The 17080-nt window shown below is 68.5% G+C and carries 13 protein-coding genes; 6 read left to right on the top strand and 7 right to left on the bottom strand.

Features of this window, described 5'->3' with window-relative positions; all coding sequences use genetic code 11:
- Positions 1–110: 110 nt before the first annotated feature.
- Entirely contained in the window at positions 111–524 is a 414-nt protein-coding gene (locus AC3ANK_RS17115) for an SRPBCC family protein (RefSeq protein WP_206862324.1), read from the bottom strand.
- A 276-nt stretch (positions 525–800) separates the two neighbouring features.
- On the opposite strand from AC3ANK_RS17115, the gene AC3ANK_RS17120 reads away from it, so the two are divergent.
- Positions 801–1331: a DUF6630 family protein gene (locus tag AC3ANK_RS17120; RefSeq protein ID WP_206862325.1), complete on the top strand. Its 531-nt coding sequence runs from the start codon at positions 801–803 to the stop codon at positions 1329–1331.
- A gap of 45 nt (positions 1332–1376) precedes the next feature.
- Here AC3ANK_RS17120 and AC3ANK_RS17125 read toward each other — a convergent pair whose 3' ends face one another.
- Positions 1377–2513 (bottom strand): PAS domain-containing sensor histidine kinase, encoded by a 1137-nt coding sequence (locus AC3ANK_RS17125; RefSeq protein WP_206862326.1) that lies wholly within the window; start codon positions 2511–2513, stop codon positions 1377–1379.
- 155 nt (positions 2514–2668) lie between these two features.
- Here AC3ANK_RS17125 and AC3ANK_RS17130 point away from each other — a divergent pair, with 155 nt between their 5' ends.
- On the top strand, positions 2669–3886 hold the full coding sequence (locus AC3ANK_RS17130) for a serine hydrolase domain-containing protein (RefSeq protein WP_206862327.1): 1218 nt from the start codon (positions 2669–2671) through the stop codon (positions 3884–3886).
- Positions 3887–3989: 103 nt separating this feature from the next.
- Here AC3ANK_RS17130 and AC3ANK_RS17135 read toward each other — a convergent pair whose 3' ends face one another.
- Positions 3990–5204, bottom strand: coding sequence for an MFS transporter (locus AC3ANK_RS17135; protein ID WP_206862328.1), 1215 nt, complete (start codon positions 5202–5204; stop codon positions 3990–3992).
- Between the two features lie 167 nt (positions 5205–5371).
- A complete protein-coding gene (locus AC3ANK_RS17140) occupies positions 5372–5998 on the bottom strand; it encodes an HAD-IA family hydrolase (RefSeq protein WP_206862329.1) in 627 nt (208 codons plus the stop codon).
- Between the two features lie 131 nt (positions 5999–6129).
- On the opposite strand from AC3ANK_RS17140, the gene AC3ANK_RS17145 reads away from it, so the two are divergent.
- Entirely contained in the window at positions 6130–6525 is a 396-nt protein-coding gene (locus AC3ANK_RS17145) for a DUF2784 domain-containing protein (RefSeq protein WP_206862330.1), read from the top strand.
- A gap of 147 nt (positions 6526–6672) precedes the next feature.
- Here the strand turns inward: AC3ANK_RS17145 and AC3ANK_RS17150 are convergent, their stop codons facing one another.
- Entirely contained in the window at positions 6673–8061 is a 1389-nt protein-coding gene (locus AC3ANK_RS17150; protein WP_206862331.1) for a vanadium-dependent haloperoxidase, read from the bottom strand.
- Between the two features lie 228 nt (positions 8062–8289).
- Here AC3ANK_RS17150 and AC3ANK_RS17155 point away from each other — a divergent pair, with 228 nt between their 5' ends.
- Both AC3ANK_RS17155 and AC3ANK_RS17160 read left to right on the top strand, forming a co-directional pair.
- Positions 8290–9840, top strand: a complete 1551-nt coding sequence (locus AC3ANK_RS17155) for a hypothetical protein (RefSeq protein WP_484171563.1) — start codon at positions 8290–8292, stop codon at positions 9838–9840.
- A gap of 10 nt (positions 9841–9850) precedes the next feature.
- Positions 9851–10744 (top strand): DUF1570 domain-containing protein, encoded by an 894-nt coding sequence (locus AC3ANK_RS17160; RefSeq protein WP_484171564.1) that lies wholly within the window; start codon positions 9851–9853, stop codon positions 10742–10744.
- A 108-nt stretch (positions 10745–10852) separates the two neighbouring features.
- On the opposite strand, the gene AC3ANK_RS17165 is transcribed toward AC3ANK_RS17160, so the two are convergent.
- Positions 10853–11875 (bottom strand): hypothetical protein, encoded by a 1023-nt coding sequence (locus AC3ANK_RS17165; RefSeq protein WP_206862335.1) that lies wholly within the window; start codon positions 11873–11875, stop codon positions 10853–10855.
- A 355-nt stretch (positions 11876–12230) separates the two neighbouring features.
- On the opposite strand from AC3ANK_RS17165, the gene AC3ANK_RS17170 reads away from it, so the two are divergent.
- Positions 12231–14006 carry an EF-hand domain-containing protein gene (locus AC3ANK_RS17170; RefSeq protein WP_206862336.1) on the top strand — a complete coding sequence of 592 codons (1776 nt, stop codon included), beginning with the start codon at positions 12231–12233 and terminating at the stop codon, positions 14004–14006.
- Between the two features lie 325 nt (positions 14007–14331).
- On the opposite strand, the gene aceE is transcribed toward AC3ANK_RS17170, so the two are convergent.
- Positions 14332–17031: a pyruvate dehydrogenase (acetyl-transferring), homodimeric type gene (aceE, locus tag AC3ANK_RS17175; RefSeq protein ID WP_206862337.1), complete on the bottom strand. Its 2700-nt coding sequence runs from the start codon at positions 17029–17031 to the stop codon at positions 14332–14334.
- Positions 17032–17080: the final 49 nt, after the last annotated feature.

Genomic DNA, 17080 nt, shown 5'->3' on the forward strand with positions numbered 1-17080 from the left:
GCGGGTCAAGGCGTGCGATGCATCGATGTGGCCGCTGCATGGCGCAAATGCTTCCGCGGTGTGCACGCCATCCCTCCACACCCCTCCCCTGCAAGCAGGTGCTGGAGCGATCAGCGCGCGCCTTCCAGCGTCCGCTTCATCACCCGCAGCCCCTCTTCGATCATCCCCGCCACCGTTGGCGCCGACTCGTCCGGCAACAGGTCCGCGATCCACCGCAGTCGCACGCGATCGCCGTCCAGTTCGAACGCCTGCACCGACGCGTTGTAATGCTCGAACGTGCCGCCGACCCCGGCCCACGCCACGCGATGCCGTGCGTCGTCGACGTCCAGGATCGGCTCGCGCAGCACCGAGCCGTTGCCGAAGGTCACCACGCGCACGCGGCCTTCCATGCGGCAGTCGGAGACGAAGCCGGGCACCAGCCGGCGGTGGATGTTGCCGACATCCCGCAGCGCATCCCACGCATCGCGCAGCGGAACGTCCACCTCGATGTCGCGCTGGATCGAAGCCAAGGCATCGCTCCGCATGGACGATTCCGTGCAGCGTGGCCCCGCCAGCACGTGCCCGCCATGCCCGCGACCGACCTCCCGACAGAAGGCGGTTTTCGGATTCGTCCTATGGAGGGCACACCGCGCCTGCAACGACCCTGACTGCGGCCGTTGCGAGTCGGCCGGGACGCCCACTCTCCCCCAGGGCGTCCACTCCTTTCAGGGCTGCCGCATCCTTCGGCAGCCTTTTTTTTCGCCTGCACGCGCCGGCGCCACGCCACGCCGTATCCTGTGCGCCCCACGCGGTGCAGCGCCATGCATTCCGAATACGACCCCGACGACAACTTCGCCCGCGCCTTCCACGACGAGGCCGACCTCGACGAGGACGCCGCGCTCGAAGCGGTGGCCTGGCAATTCCTGCTGCTGGTCAATCCCGGCGACGAGGACGCCGCGCTGGAGCAGTTCGCCGCCTGCCGCGAAGCCCTCGCCAACGGCACCGAGCCCGTGCAGGCGCTGCGCGAGGCGATCGACTGGCGCGCGGGCTTCCATGTGGACGAGTCCGATCCGGCCGGCCTGATCGAGGTGCTGGACGAACTCGCCTCGCGCCTGGGGCTGCGCATCGACTGGGGCGAGGACACCGACGACGACGACTTCCTCGCCGATGCCGAAGTCCCCGCGCTCATCAACGTCGCCTTCGACCGCCTGCGCGAACACCACTACACGCTGTGGACGTGGGAAACCGGCGAGCCCGCGCAGGCCGGCTTCATCACGCGGCAGCGCGACGACGAGGCGCTGCGGATGGTGGCGGGCGCGCTGGGGTTCCATGTGAGGACCGGGGCGCTGTAGCGGGATTCGGAATCGGGATTCGGGATTCGGGAGGCACCGGGGACGTCACCGCATCGGAAGCCTCACCACGAACTGGCTGCCCTTCCCCGGCCCTTCGCTGCGCGCCTGCACGCTGCCGCCGTGCAGTTCGACGATCTTCTTCACCAGCGCCAGGCCCAGGCCGAGTCCCAGCTTCGAGCTGTCCATGCGCGGCAGGGTGAACATCTCGAACAGGCGCTCCAGCCGGTCGGGCGCGATGCCGATGCCCTCGTCGGCCACGCGCACGATCGCCTCGGCGCCTTCCAGCGTGCCGCTGACCCAGATGCGCCCCGGCAGCGGCGTGTAGCGCAGCGCGTTGGCGATCAGGTTCACGAACACCTGCTGCGCGCGCATGCGATCCACATCGAGCACGATCTCGTGCTGTGGCAGCAGCACGCGCACCAGGCGCGTCTCCTGCTGCATCTGCCGCTGCGCGATGCGCACCGAGCTCTCCAGCAGATCGCGCAGCGAGGTCCGGCTCTTCTGCAGCTGGAAGCCATCGGAAGCCACCTTGCTGTGCTGCATCAGGTCCTCGATCAGGCGCACGGCGAGGTTCACGTTGCGCTCGATCACCAGCAGCGGCTCGTCCGTGTTCGGCACCTGGTCGCCGATCCTGCGCTGGAGCATCCCCGCCGCCAGGCTGATGCCCGACAGCGGATTGCGCAGTTCATGCGCGAGCAGCGCGATCGCCGCGCTCTTGTTCTCGCTCGCCTCGGTCGCGGCGCGGCAGCGCTTGCGGCTGCTCTCCATCTGCATCTTCACCTCGGTGAGATCGCGGAAGAGCTTCAGGAACGCGCAGCAGTCCATTTCGGCGGTGAATGGCCCCAGGTACACGGTCACGCCCGACGCCCAGAAACGCGAGCCGTCCAGCCGCGCGAGCCAGCGATCGTCCGACGACGTGCCGCGAGCGCGCGCTTCCACGCGTTCATGGTCGGGAATGCCGGCTTCCACGTCGCGCGCGGTGAAGATGCGCGCCAGATCCAGGCCGACCAGCCCGCCGGGTTGCGCGCCCAGGATCACCTCCGCGCCGGCGTTGGTCCACGTGATCCGGCCGTCGGTGCCGATCAGCAGCGCGGCGTGTTCGGGCGAACGCACGGCGAACGCCCAGAGCATTTCCTTGATGACCTGTTCGTCCACCGCCGGGGGGCACGTCTGGTCGTTCATGGCCGGATCCCGCGGAGTTCGCTGCCAGTGTGCGACGCGCCACGAACGTTATCCGTGAAGGATCGCGTGCAAATTCGGTTGGGCCGCGTCGTTTCATCGCTGCAACGTCGCGCGCGTGCCGCTACGCTTGAGTCCGTCCCCCATCGAGCCGGCCGATGCACGCGATCCGATCCGCCGCCACCGCCATCCTCCTGGGCCTGCTGGCCTCGCCTGCCAGCGCGGTCACGCCGGTGGCGAGCGTGCGCATCGCGTTCGATCGCGACGGCCTCGTGTCCATGCAGGCGAATGGATTCGCCGACATCGCCGCGCAGCGCAAGGTCGGCGCCGACGATCCGGTGCGCATCGCGTCGATCTCCAAGCTCGTCACCGCGATCGGCGCGATGCGGCTGGTGGAACAGGGCAAGCTCGATCTCGATGCGGACCTGTCGCCATTGCTCGGCTGGCGGCTGCGTCACCCGGCGTATCCCGACGAACCGATAACGCTGCGGCTGCTGCTTTCGCATCGCGCCGGCCTGACGGACGCGGCGGGCTACTACGCGGTTCCGCTCGACGGTGCGCTGCGCGACATCACCGACGACCCGCGCGCGTGGGACGACGCGCATGCGCCGGGCACGTTCTTCCGCTACGGCAACGTCAATTTCCCCATCGTCGCCTCGGCGATGGAGAAGGCCACCGGCGAACGCTTCGACCGGCTGATGCAGCGGCTGGTGTTCGAACCGCTGCGCATCGACGCGTGCTTCAACTGGGAAAGCTGCAGCCGCGAGACCGCAGGCCGCGCGGTGGTGCAGTACGACGCCGCGCGCAAGCCGGTGTACGACAACCATCGCGGCGGCAAGCCGGACTGCGCGGTGATCCGCTCGACGAAGCGCGACTGCGATCTGTCGCAATGGAAGCCCGGCCGCAACGGCGCCCTGTTCTCGCCGCAGGGCGGGCTGCGCATTTCAGCAAATGGACTGGCGAGGATCGGTCGCATGCTGCTCGGCGAAGGCGAGCTCGATGGCGTGCGCGTGCTGTCGCCCGCCTCGGTGCGCACGCTGACGAAGCCGGTGTGGACGTACGCACCCGACAACGGCCTCACCGTGGAAGAGGATGCCAGCGGCAAGTCGCGGCACGGTTTCTTCTGCCGTTACGGACTGGCGGTGCAGACGCTGGCGACGAAGCGCGAGGGCTGCCGCGACGATCCGTTCGGCGACGGCGTCGAACGCTTCGGGCACGCGGGTTCGGCGTACGGGTTGCTGTCGGGGCTGTGGATCGACCGCGCTTCGGGCAAGGGCGTGGTGTATTTCGCCACCGGCGTGGAGGACGCACCGCGCGGGGCGCATTCGGCGTTCACCGAGGTGGAGGAAGCGCTGGCGCGAGGAAAGCCGTTGTAGCCCGGGTAAGCGGAGCGCACCCGGGGAACCTGCGCTGGGGCGGCTGAAACCCGGGTGCGCTCCGCTTACCCGGGCTACAACGGCTACAACGGTAGCGTGCGGCTCACGCCATCTCGTCGGCGGCAGCCTCACCGCGCCGCAGATCCGCCCGCGCCCACGCATAGATCAGCAAGCCGCCCACCGCGGTGGCCGCACCGACGATACCGGTCGACGTCCAGCCGTACCCCGCCGTGATCGCCATTCCGCCCAGCCACGGCCCCAGTGCGTTGGCGAAGTTGAACGCCGAGTGGTTCGACGCCGCGGCCAGCGTCTGCGCCTCGCGCGCGACGTCCATCAGGTGCGCCTGCAACACCGTCGCCAGCGCGCCCATCGTGCCGACCGCGAGCACCGTCGGCAGCACCGTCCACGGCGATTTCGCCGCGAGCGGCCACACCAGCAGCACCGCGATCGACCACAGCAGCACGCGCGGGACCGCACGGAAGCCGAAACGATCGAACAGCCAGCCGCCGCCCAGCGTGCCGAGGATGCCGCCGATGCCGAAGGCGATCAGCCCGAACGGCACAAAGGATTCACGCACGCCGGTGACGTGCACCAGGGTCGGCGCGAGATAGCTGAAGACGCAGAACATGCCGGCGAAACCGATCGCGCCGATGCCCAGCGCCAGCCACACCGGCTTGCGGTTGAAGTCGCGCAGTTCGCGCAGCGCGTCCGGGCGCGGGGCGTTCATGCCGCGCGGAAGCACGCGCATGGTCATCGTCACCGTCGCCAGCGCGAGCAGCGTCACCAGGCCGAACGCCCATCGCCAGCCGAACGCCTGGCCCAGCCACGTCGCCAGCGGATTGCCGACCAGCAGCGCGATCGACAACCCCAGCATCACGCGCCCCACCGCGAGCCCGCGCTGTTCCGGCGGACTGATGCGCGCGGCCACCAGCGCGGCGATGCCGAAGTACGCGCCGTGCGGCAGGCCCGCGACGAAACGCGCGAGCATCAGCGGGACGTAACCCGGCGCGAGCGCGCTGGCGAGGTTGCCGACCGCGTAGAAGCCCATCAGGCACAGCAGCAGGCTGCGCCGCGAGAGCCGGTTGCCGAGGATCGCGAGCAGCGGCGCGCCGACCACCACGCCCAGCGCGTAAGCGCTGATGACGTGGCCGACCTGCGGCTCGGTGACGCCGAGGCTGCGCGCGATGTCGCTGATCAGCCCCATCACGACGAACTCGCTGGTGCCGATGGCGAAGCCGCCCATCGCGAGGGCGAACAGGATCAGGACGACCTGGCGCGGCGTCAGCACCGGCCCGGAGGAGGAGGATGCGGGGGACATGCGGGCATTATGTTGCATTGCAGCAGGCGGCGCGACCCGCTTGCGTGAACGGCCTCAACCATTCCGGAAGCGACGCGCCTTTGTAGCCCGGGTAAGCGAAGCGCACCCGGGAGTCAGGCGCGATGGGGTCCCGGGCGCGCTTCGCTTACCCGGGCTACCAAAGCGGGCTACGGCGCGAGAAGCCGCCCCAGCTCCGGCACCGACTCGAAGAACTCCTCCGCCCCCATCGTCCGCAGCGTGTCGGCATGCGCGTAGCCCCAGCCCACCGCGCCGAACGCCACGCCCACGCGGCGTGCGGCCTCGCCGTCGCTGACCTGGTCGCCGACGTAGATCGCCTCCGACGCCGCCGCCCTCGCCTCCTTCAGCATCCGCGCGATGCGCCGGTGCTTGCCGAGCATGTGCGCGCCGCCGTCGATCAGTTCGATCGCGCCCAGCAGCTCCGCGTCGATCACGCGCCGCACGTTCTCCACCGAATTGGACGTGAGGATCGCCAGCCGCGCGCCGCCGTCGCGCAGCTGGCGCAGCACCTCGGCGACGCCGGGAAACAGTGGCACCGGCGGCGCGCCGCGCATCATGCGGATGAAATCCGCCGCGACGATCGGCGCCTTCCACGCGGGCAGGTTCACTTCGCGCATCAGCTCGCGCGTGCCGAGGCGGCGCAGCGCATCGACGCGGTCCTCGGCGATGGCGGTGAATCCATGCCTGTCGGCCAGCGCGTGCTGCGCCTTCACGAAGAACGGGAAGGAGTCGGCCAGCGTGCCGTCGAAGTCGAAGATGACGAGGGGATAGCGCATGGCTGGGACGAGTGGGAGCAACGAGTGGAAGAGGAACGAGTGGACACGATAGCCGATGGGTTCACTGCGCGGTGTTCACTGGTTTCTGGTTCCTTCTCACTCGTTTCCCGCCAGCCCGATACAGTGCCCGCATGAGCAACCCGGCCGCCGTCCTTGCCGACGCGATCCTCGTCCTGCACGTGGGGATCGTCGCGTTCGTGATCCTCGGCGCGCTCGCCGTCTTCGTCGGCCGCACGCGTTGGCCCTGGGTGCGCGGCTTCCGGTGGCGGCTCACGCACGTGCTGCTGATGGTGTTCATCGCGTTGCAGGCGTGGCTCGGTGCGCTGTGCCCGCTCACGGTGTGGGAACAGGCGCTGCGACGTCGCGCGGGACAGGCGAGCTACGGCGAGTCGTTCATCGAGCACTGGCTCTCGCGCGTGATCTTCTTCGATGCGCCATGGTGGAGCTTCGTCGCCGCGTACAGCGCGTTCGCGGGGCTGGTGATCGCGGCGTGGTTCGTGGTGCCGCCGCGAAGGGGGATGGGTTGAGCCCCTCTCCCCCAGCGATCGCACACCAACGCAACGCTCGTTCCTTTGTAGCCCGGGTAAGCGAAGCGCACCCGGGAGCGCGACCACGTCTCCAACCCGGGTGCGCTCCGCTTACCCGGGCTACAGGAGCTACAAGAGCGACAACAATCACTTCGCCTGCAACTGCCGCGCAAACACCCAATCGGCCACCTTGTTCCCCGCCTTCAACCCGGCCAGGCACGCCTCGGTGAAATGAATGCCCGAATACACGCGCCCCATCGCCTGCTCATGCTCGGCGGTGGACAGCGACGGATAACCGCGCGTGATCGTCTTCACTGGCAGGTCCACCAGCGGCGGCGGCAACGGCGCGACCGGCGCGCTGACCGTGCGCGAGAACGCCAGCGCATCGCTCCGGAAGTAACGCCGCAGCATCTGCGCCGCCGCCCCGGTCATCGACGTCGAGGCGCACGGATAGTCCGGATACGGCGGTGTCTGCAGGAACGGCCGCCACGTCGCGTCGCTCCTGGTGAACGGATTGCCGTCGTCGGGCCAGCGGATCGCGGTGACCGGACGCCAGAAGTTGTACTGGTACTTGTCGGCCATGTTGGTGATGAGCGCGTCGGCCGTCGCCATGTTCACCAGCGCGAACAGGCGCGCGTGCTGCCAGCGGTCGAGCCCGCGCGTGGACGCGATGATGCGCGCGTTGCCGTTCCAGTCCAGCCCACCGCCGGGCCAGAAGCGCGCGATGTCCGTCTGCGGCGAGTTCGGCTGCGCACCGCGCACGCGCGCGTCGCCGATCGATTTCACCAGGTTGTACTCGGACGCGTACTTCGCGCCCTTCACCTTCAGGATCGCCGCCGGCGGCTGATGGAACTGCGCCGCGCTGTTCACCGCGAACGGCGTGACGAACGCCCAGCCCATGAACTGCGGCGTGGTCGACGTCGGAAATTCCGGCGCCGGCGTTGCCTGGTGCACGCCCACCGAGGCCGGCAACGCGTATACGGGAAGGTTCGGCGTGCCGGAACCGTCGGTGGGCGCGAGACCGCCCGCGCCGTTGTCGGCATAACGCAGCGCGAGGATCGTCTCCGCCGCCGATTCGCCCGCGGCGATGCCCGCCGCTTCCAATGCATCCGGCGCGCCGGGGCCGATCGCCGCGTCGTACATCGCATTGATCGCGATGATCGCGTTGGCGCGCGCGGCCGCTTCGGCCGGCGTGGGCGCGGTGGGCAACGCATCGATCATCGCCAGCAGCGCGGTGCGGTTGGCCGCGGCCACGGCCGCATCGGGCGATGCGTTGCCCGGCGCGCTCGCGACGGGGCGATAGGTGTTGTAGCGCGACTGGATCGAGTTGAGCGCGTCGTGCACCGACAGCGACACGATGGCCATGGCGCGTGTCTGCTGCTGCGGCCCGCCGAAGCGCGGCACCACCGTGGGCCCGCTGGCGAGTGCGTTCCAGTCGGTCACCGAATCGGCCTGCGACGGCAACGCGATGCAGAGCGCGAGCGCAGCGGCCAGCCGCGCGCGGCCGCGCCGTGAAAGCGTGAGGGAGGAGTTCATGGCGATGTCCTGTGGGGGAAAGAGGACGCGCCGGTCCGAAGCGCCCGCATGGCGCGCAGCGGACTGGTGCATTGGGACCCAACGCGATCCGCGCACGCACCGGCCGCCCGGAGGTCGCGCGGCTAGCGACGGGCGATGAGCGGCGGTGTGGTGGCATGGATGTTGGCGGATTGGCGCGTCGGCCGGGCTCCTGCGACACTCGCGTGGATCGCCTGGGGAGGTGAACCGATGGATGCCGTTTTCCGAAGTCGGGTGCTCGTGGTGGCGCTTTGCGCCGCGCTGATGCCCGCCGTCGCCACGCAAGCGACGGATACGACACAGGCGCCCGCATCGGCGTCGGCGTCCGGCGCGATGAACCCGCAGGCGCGCTGGTTCCGCCAGCAGCTGGCGTCGGCACACGCGTTGGCGCGGGGCGAGCAGATCGAGCAGGCCGATCGCGCCTTCGGGCGGCTGGTGGACGACCCGCTTCTCGCGACGCTGCCGGCGGGCGAGCAGCGCGCCGCGTTGTCCACGGCCGGCTGGATGGCCATCCGCCAGGACCAGGGCGCGCGTGCCCTGTCGCTGTTTCGCCGCGCCGTCGCCGCGGAGGATTCGGACGCCGACGACTGGTACCGCATCGCGATGATCGAGTTGGAGGAAGGTCGTCCCGAGGCGGGCGCGGTGGCCTTTACCGAAGTCGTCGAGCGTTGGCCGGAGCTGCTGCCGAACGTGCACGAGCGCTACGTCATGCAACTGGTGTATCGCAGCCGACCCGGTTCGCCCGAACGCGTGGCGCTGCTGCGGGCGCTGTTCGATGCGAACTGGGATGCACGACTGGGCAGCGCGTCCGACGCCTGGTACGAGCTTGCCGTCGAGGCGCTGGATCGCGGCGACGCGGACACCGCGCGCGCGGCGATCGCGCGCATCGCGTCTCCCGAACCGATGGTGCGCCTTCGCAGCGAGAAACGCTTCGACGCGGTGATGCCCGGCGAGGGCTGGTCGACCCGCCCGGAACGCGCGGCGCAGCGCGCGGTGGAGGCGCTCGGCGAGCAGGTCGCACTGGCGCCGGACGACCTGGAGGTCCGCTCCCATCTCGCCAGTGCCATGCTGCTGAACGGCATGAACGAACAGGTCCTGGAGTTCACCACGCGCACGCTCGACGAGATCGCGCAGGCGCCGCCGGACGAACCGGCGTTCGCGAACCTCGACGACCACGTCTGGATCCTCAACGGCCGGGCCATCGCGCTACGACGGCTGGGACGAACCGACGAAGCGCTCGCCGAGCTGCACCGCGCCGCGCAACTCGCCGAGGCCGGCGAGCAGAACGTGAGCCAGGCGCTGAACCTCGGCGCCTTCCATTGCAGCCTCGGCCGCCCGGACGACGCCCTGCGCGCCATCGACGTGGTCGGTGCCATGAGCGGCTACGGCCGCATGGTCGAGAACGGCGTACGCCATTGCGCCGCCCTGCAGACGGGCGATCGGGGCGCCGCGCGCAAGGCGCTTGCCTACCTTCGCGAACACCGCGGCGACGGCGAGTTGTCCTACGTCGAAGCCTTGTTGCGCGAGGGCGATCTGGACACCGCCGCCGAGCGCGTCAAGGCGTTGCTCTCTTCCTCCGAACACCGGGGCCGCACCCTTCGATGGATGCAGCAATACGTGCGTCCCGCTCCCTTGCCCGGCGATGTCGCCACCCGCGCCGCGCGCGAGACATTGCTGGCGCGCACGGATGTGCGCGAAGCGATCGACGCGGTCGGGCGGATCGGGGAGTACACGCTGTACCTTGAAGAATCGATGGATTGAGGGCGCGACAATGCGACGCACCGTGTGGTGGAGCCTGTCGGCCGCGATGGTCACGGTTGCCGTCGCGTGGCTGATCGTCACGCACGCATCGCATGTCGCGCCCCCTGCATCGCCCTCCGTCGGCCGTACTGGAACGCAGGAAGGCGTGGCCTCCCGTCGCACCACCGCGCATTACGACATCGCGTCCTTCGCCACGGCGAAACAGACGACGCAGATCGCCGATGCGGTCGAGGCGTTGCATGGCGCATTCCTCGAGTTCTTCCCGGGCGTTCCGTCGCAGCGGCCGGATGGGCGGAAGCTCCAACTCGTGCTCTACCGCGACCAGGCGCACTTCAAGGCGAACAACCGCAGCAAACCGTGGGCCGAGGCGTATTACCGGCCACCCACGTGCTTCGCCTACTACGCCGTTGGCGAGCGCAACCCCTACCACTGGATGCTGCACGAAGCGACGCACCAGCTGCATCACGAGCTCGCCGGGTTCTCGCGCGCGCAGTGGCTGGGCGAAGGACTCGCGTCCTATTTCGGAGCAAGCCGCATCGCGGCCGGCACGCTGATGCCTGGCACGGTGGATGCCGGCGCCTATCCGATCTGGTGGTTGCCGTCCCTGGCGCTCAGCGGCGACCTCGACCAGGACATCGCGCAGCGTCGCATCATTCCGCTACGTGCCCTGATCGAAGGTACCGGCCCGCCCATCGCGCAGCAGGTCAATCTCTATCACATCGAGTTCTGGAGCCTCACCCATTTCCTGTTGCACCACGACCAGGGGCGATACGCGAAGGCGTACCGCACGCTGCTCGAAGGCGACGGTTCGCTGGCGGAGTTCGAGGCCTTGGTCGGGCCGGTGGAACGGGTGCAGGTGGAGTGGTACGCGCACCTGCGGGCGCAGGTTTCGGCGTTGCGCTGAGGCTGGCGCGCGCGGCATCGGCCGCGCCGGCGCGCAGCCCCCGGCGAAACCGGGCGTGCCAGGCACGCCCGGCCCGGGTTCTGGATTTCCACTCCTACGCGAACGCGATCATTCTTCCTCGCCCAGCTTCCACTGCTTCTTCAGCGCGCTGCTCATCGCTTCGGACAGGCTCTCCTCGCTGGCGGCGGTGAAGGACGCCCACGCCTTGGTCAGCATGTCGGCGCGCCCTGCTTCGCCGACGGTTACCTCCAGTGCGGCCATCGAACCGCCACTGCCCTCGGGCAGATATGGTGGCATCGGCAGGGCCGCGGCCTTCGACCAGTCAAGCGTTTCCACGTGCGCGCAGGATCCGACCGGCTTGCGCTTGGAATCGACTTCGCAGTCGTCGTCGATCAGCACGGCTTCCTTGCCGTCCCGCTTGCTGGTCCAGTAATAGCCGGCGCCGTTCTGCGAACCGATGGCCTGGACGGATAATCCTGCGGAGAAGGCGAGCGCGCCCTTCGAATGGCGCGGCACGAAACGGTCGAAGTCGTAGCCCAATGGCAGCGCCTTCAAGGCGCCGTCTTCACGACGCAGCACGAAGACCATCGTCGAAGCCAGTTCGACGCTGCCCGCAGGACACCGCGCCAGCGCGTCGACCTGTTGCGTGCAGTACCAGCGCTGCGCGATGACGCAGCTCCGCGTTCCGTCGCCGCTCCATTTCGATGCGGCGAACACGTCGCCGAACTCGGGCTTGTTGCTGTAACCGGCGGTGTGCTCCTTGACCTGCTCGGCCGCACGCTTGCTCAGGTACTTGATGGCCAGACCCGCAAGCCAGTCGACGAGCACGCCGCCGGCCACCGCTGCGGGTGCCGCCAATGCGTTGACGACGCCTTTCTGGTCGGTGCTGGATCCCGGCGGCGCGGGAAACTCCGTGACACCGCATTCGCGCCCCACCGCGGCGCCGAGCATCGAATACCGGTCCACGAACATGCGCGTGGGATCCACCGCGCCGTGGAACTGCGTGACCTCCAGCGTGCTGGCCGATACGACCTCCGGCACGCGTGGCGGTGCGGCGTGTGCCGGCCCGCCGGCCGAGGCGATGGCGAACACCAGCGACGGCATCCCCATGAACTTCACGACACCCCTCATGCATCCTCCCCTTGTGGATGAAACGTTCCTTCGGGCACGGCGATGCCGGCGCATGTCGCGCCACCGCATCGAAGACGAACCCCCTGTCGTGCATCACCCCTCGCATTCCGCCGCGAACGGCGGCCCCGCGAGGGGCGGGGTGATTCTGGCATGTTCCGTTCGTAAGGGAGGCGTGCGATGCGCGCGCGTCAGCGCCCGGTGTGCGCATGGATGTTGGCGGGTTGGCGCGCGACATCGCAACTTCCGCGTCGGCCCACCCCACAGGCCACTCCTCGCTTTCGGACCTTTCTGATGGACGCGACGCAGCAGGATCGCGAGCGTTCGAGTCACCTTCGACTTCACGGATCCGAAGCTGATGAACGCGCCCATGTCACCCAGGCCGATCGCCACGTCGCGCTTCGGCTATCCGTTCAAGGACAAACAGGACCGGGAGATCACCGACCCGCACGCCTTCCTCGGAGCGCTCGTGCCGGCGCAGGGCGGGCATTACCTGCTCGGCGCCTCCGGGTTCTTCCACGGCGGCGTGCACCTGACCTCCGCGTGCAAGGCGCACCTGACCCTCGACAAGGGCATCCGCTGCCTCGCCGACGGCGAAGTTGTCGCGTACCGCATCGACGGCGACTACCACGACGCCACGCCCGGCGCGGTTGGCGATGGCGCCACGCTGCGTCCGTACTCCGTCGGCTTCGTGCTGGTGCGGCACCGGCTCCAGGCGCCCACGCCCGCGCAGCCGCCCAAACCTCCGCCGATGACGCGCCCGGGTGCGGAGGCCGACGACTGGGGCACATGGCTCTTCGGCGATCCGCAGGGTCGCGAGCGCATCGCCTGGCTGCGCCACGGCACGCCGCTGATCGTGGAAATCGGCCCGTACTCGCCCGGCGAGAACACGTCCGTGCGCGTGGTCGACACCCTCGACCCGAAGCTGCCGCGCGAAGCATGGGTGAGCCGTACATGGCTGGCGATCGACCGCGCGGCCGGCACCGGGCTGCGCGGCTGGTTCGGGTTCAAGGAGATCATCAGCACCCGCGTGTATCGCGGCGACAGCATCGATCCGGAACGAACGGCCGCGTACGCGGAGAACCAGGCCGAGCGCCAGCGCCCTCCCGTACCGTCCGCGCCGGTACTGACGCTCTACAGCCTCTACATGCACGTTGCGTCCGAAGGCGATTACCGCCGGCACGCGGACTGGAAGCGCCCCGCATGGTGGCCCGAACGCGACGGCGAACGGAAACCCGACGCGACCGACCGCATCGTCGTACTGCCGCAGCCCGTGCCCCTGCGGCAGGGCTACGTCATCGCCCACATCGGCGAGGACGTGCCCGCCTACGCGTACCCCATCGCCGGAACGCCGGTCACGCGCCGCCTGCTGCACCTGGAAGTGTTCAGCGGCGACGACGTTCCCGCCTATCTCACCGCCAGCCGTAGCTGGGCGAAGGAGCACGTGCCGGAGAACGAACGCACCCTGCTCCTCCTGCTCGAAGGCGACACGATGGAGCGCGACACGGGCGGCACCGTGACGGTGAAGCAGCGGCAGATCCTGCGCGTCGCGGGGCTGGAATCGCGCACCGTCGACGGCAAGCGTTGGCGCAAGGTCACGCTGGACACGATCAACGGCAGCGCGACCGGCTGGATCGAGGAGGACGGTCGTCTCGTATCGCCCTGGGAGTGGCCGGGCTTCGAAACGCACGGCGAAGCCTCCACGTTCGACGGCTTCCGCCACCGGGACGCGGACGCCTACGCCCGTCACCTGCGCGGCGAGGAACCGCGTCCGCCGGACAGCCCGTTCTTCCAGGCGCTGCACGCGCTGATCGACCGCAACGGCGACGGCCAGCTCAGCGAGGAGGAACTCGACCGCGCCCTGCGCAACCGTTACCTGGCCGATCGCGTTTCCCGCCTGATCGTGCGCCACGAAACCGAGTGGACGGTCGCGAACATGCAAAACCACACCAACACCGTGCGGCGCATCGTCTCACAACTGGGCCCCATCTCCGTGGAGACCGTGAACGCGGAGGTGCGGCGCTTCGCCACCACTGAAGACAACGACCTTCAGGCTGGTAAAGGAGGCCTTCGCCTCGGCAATCCGCGCGATGATTGTTTCTTTACTAAGGCGCCCTTTAATCGCGGGGCTTGATTCGAAACAACATTGCTTGCACGCAGCCGTGCACTGATATGTGCACAGGATCGTAAGGGTGTGCGGGCCAAGCCAATCGGGTAAGGGCACGTCTCTCGCCTCACTGTGAGTTTCATAACCACATGGCTCGCCAAGAGCGTTGCATGAAGAAAGGTTGATCTCAGTCGTCGGATTCCATCTGACCGCATTGCGCGATCGGTCTGACTTTTTAACGAATCGCGTCACTGCGTCGCATTTGAGTTGGGCTACGGACTGAGTGCGGACAAAAAAAGGGCGACCTTCCGGTCGCCCCTTGTCATTGCTTCGCCGATTTATCGAAAACGCCTTACACACCCAACGGATTCGGCTTCTCCGAATCAATCTTGTACTGCTTGATAGCCCGAGCCACATCCTTCCCCGTCATCTTCCCTTCCGCCGCCAGCGCCGCAATCGCCGCGTGCGCGATATGGAAGCGGTCCACCTCGAAGTGGCGGCGCAGGTTTTCGCGGGTGTCGCTGCGGCCGAAGCCGTCGGTGCCCAGCACGGTGTAGCGCGTGGGGACGAACTCGCGGATCTGGTTGGCGAAGGTGCGCACGTAGTCGGTGGCGGCGATCGCCGGCCCGTTGCGGCCTTCCAGCAACTGGGTGACGTACGGCTTGCGCTGTTCGCCTTCCGGGTTGAGACGGTTCCAGCGCACGGCGTCTTCGCCGTCGCGCGCGAGTTCCGTGAAGCTCGGGCAGGACCAGATGTCCGCGGTGACGCCGAAGTCCTTGTCCAGCAGTTCGGCCGCGGCGATGGCTTCGCGCAGGATGGTGCCGCTGCCCATGAGCTGCACGCGCAGTTCGCCCTTCTTCGCCTTGCCGGCGTCCTTGAGCAGGTACATGCCCTTGATGATGCCTTCGGCCGCGCCCTCGGGCATGTCCGGGTGGCTGTAGTTCTCGTTCATCAGGGTGAGGTAGTAGTACTCGTCCTGCTGCTCGGTGAGCATGCGCTGCATGCCGTGCTGCAGGATCACCGCGACTTCGAAGCCGAAGGTCGGGTCGTAGCTGCGGCAGTTCGGGATGGCGCTGGCCAGCAGGTGGCTGTGGCCGTCTTCGTGCTGCAGGCCTTCGCCGTTGAGCGTGGTGCGGCCGGCGGTGGCGCCCAGCAGGAAGCCGCGCGCGCGCATGTCGGCCGCCTGCCACGCGCTGTCGCCGATGCGCTGGAAGCCGAACATCGAGTAGTAGATGTAGAACGGCAGCATCGGCAGGTCGTTGGTGCTGTAGCTGGTGGCCGCGGCCATCCAGCTGGTGAACGCACCGGCTTCGGTGATGCCTTCTTCCAGCACCTGGCCGGCCGCGTCTTCGCGGTAGTACATCAGCTGGTCGCGATCGACCGGCTTGTACTTCTGGCCGTGCGGCGCGTAGATGCCGATCTGGCGGAACAGGCCTTCCATGCCGAAGGTGCGCGCTTCGTCGGCGACGATCGGCACGCAGCGCGGGCCGACCTGCTTGTCGCGCAGGATGATGTTGAGCGACTGCACGAACGACATCGTGGTGCTGATCTCGCGATCGCCGGTGCTCTTGAGCAGGCGATCGAAGGCTTCGAGCTTGGGCACTTCCAGAGTCTGGCTGCTCTTGCGGCGGCGCTGCGGGAGGTAGCCGCCGAGCTGCTTGCGGCGCTCGTGCATGTACTCGATTTCAGGCGACTTCTCGCCCGGGTGGAAGAACGGCACCTTGCCGTCGGCCAGCTGCGCGTCGGTCACCGGGATGTTGAAGCGGTCGCGGAAGATGCGGACGGCTTCGTCGTCGAGCTTCTTGGTCTGGTGCGTGGGGTTGAGCGACTCGCCGGCCGCGCCCATGCCGTAGCCCTTCACCGTCTTGGCGAGGATCACGGTCGGCATGCCCTTGGTGTTCACCGCTTCGTGGTACGCGGCGTAGACCTTGTGCGGGTCGTGGCCGCCGCGGTTGAGGCGCCAGATGTCGTCGTCGGACAGGTTCGCCACCAGCTGCGCGGTTTCGGGGTACTTGCCGAAGAAGTTCTCGCGCGTGTACTTGCCGCCGAAGGCCTTGCAGTTCTGGTATTCGCCGTCGACGGTTTCCATCATCAGCTGGCGCAGCTTGCCGCTGGTGTCGCGCGCCAGGAGCGGATCCCAGTAGCTGCCCCAGATGGTCTTGATGACGTTCCAGCCGGCGCCGCGGAACTGGCCTTCCAGTTCCTGGATGATCTTGCCGTTGCCGCGCACCGGGCCATCCAGGCGCTGCAGGTTGCAGTTGATGACGAAGACCAGGTTGTCCAGGCCTTCGCGGCCGGCCACCGAGATGGCGCCGAGCGATTCGGGTTCGTCCGTCTCGCCGTCGCCGAGGAACGCCCACACCTTGCGGTCGCTCTTGGGCAGCAGGCCGCGGCCTTCCAGGTACTTCCAGTTGCGCGCCTGGTAGATGGCGGCCAGCGGGCCCAAGCCCATCGAGACGGTCGGCACCTGCCAGTAGTCGGGCATCAGCCACGGGTGCGGGTACGACGAGATGCCGCGGCCGTCGACTTCCATGCGGAAGTTGTCGAGCTGGGATTCGCTGATGCGGCCTTCCAGGAACGAACGGGCGTAGATGCCCGGCGAGCTGTGGCCCTGGACGCCGATGATGTCGCCCGGGTGGTCGCCTTCCGGACCGCGCCAGAAGTGGTTGAAGCCCACGTCATAGAGGGTGGCGGCCGAGGCGAACGAGGCGATGTGGCCGCCGAGTTCGCCCGGCTTGCGGTTTGCGCGCACGACCATGGCGAGCGCGTTCCAGCGGATGATCGAGCGGATGCGCCATTCCATCGCGTGGTCGCCGGGGCTCTTGGCCTCCAGGTGCGCGGGAATGGTGTTGATGTATTCGGTGGTCGGCGAGAACGGCAGGTGCGCGCCGGCGCGGCGCGTGACCTCGACCATGCCTTCGAGCAGCTGGTGGGCGCGTTCGGCGCCGTCGCGCTCGATGACGGCCTGGACGGACTCGATCCACTCGCGGGTTTCGGTCGGGTCCGGGTCGTTCTGGATCAGGTCGTTGATGACAGCGTGGAGAGACGTCATGCGTATCGCGGCCCCTATTGGCCGCGCCTCGTGTGGGGACGGGTTAGAG

The sequence above is a fragment of the Lysobacter sp. SCRH-1R genome, from assembly GCF_057747855.1.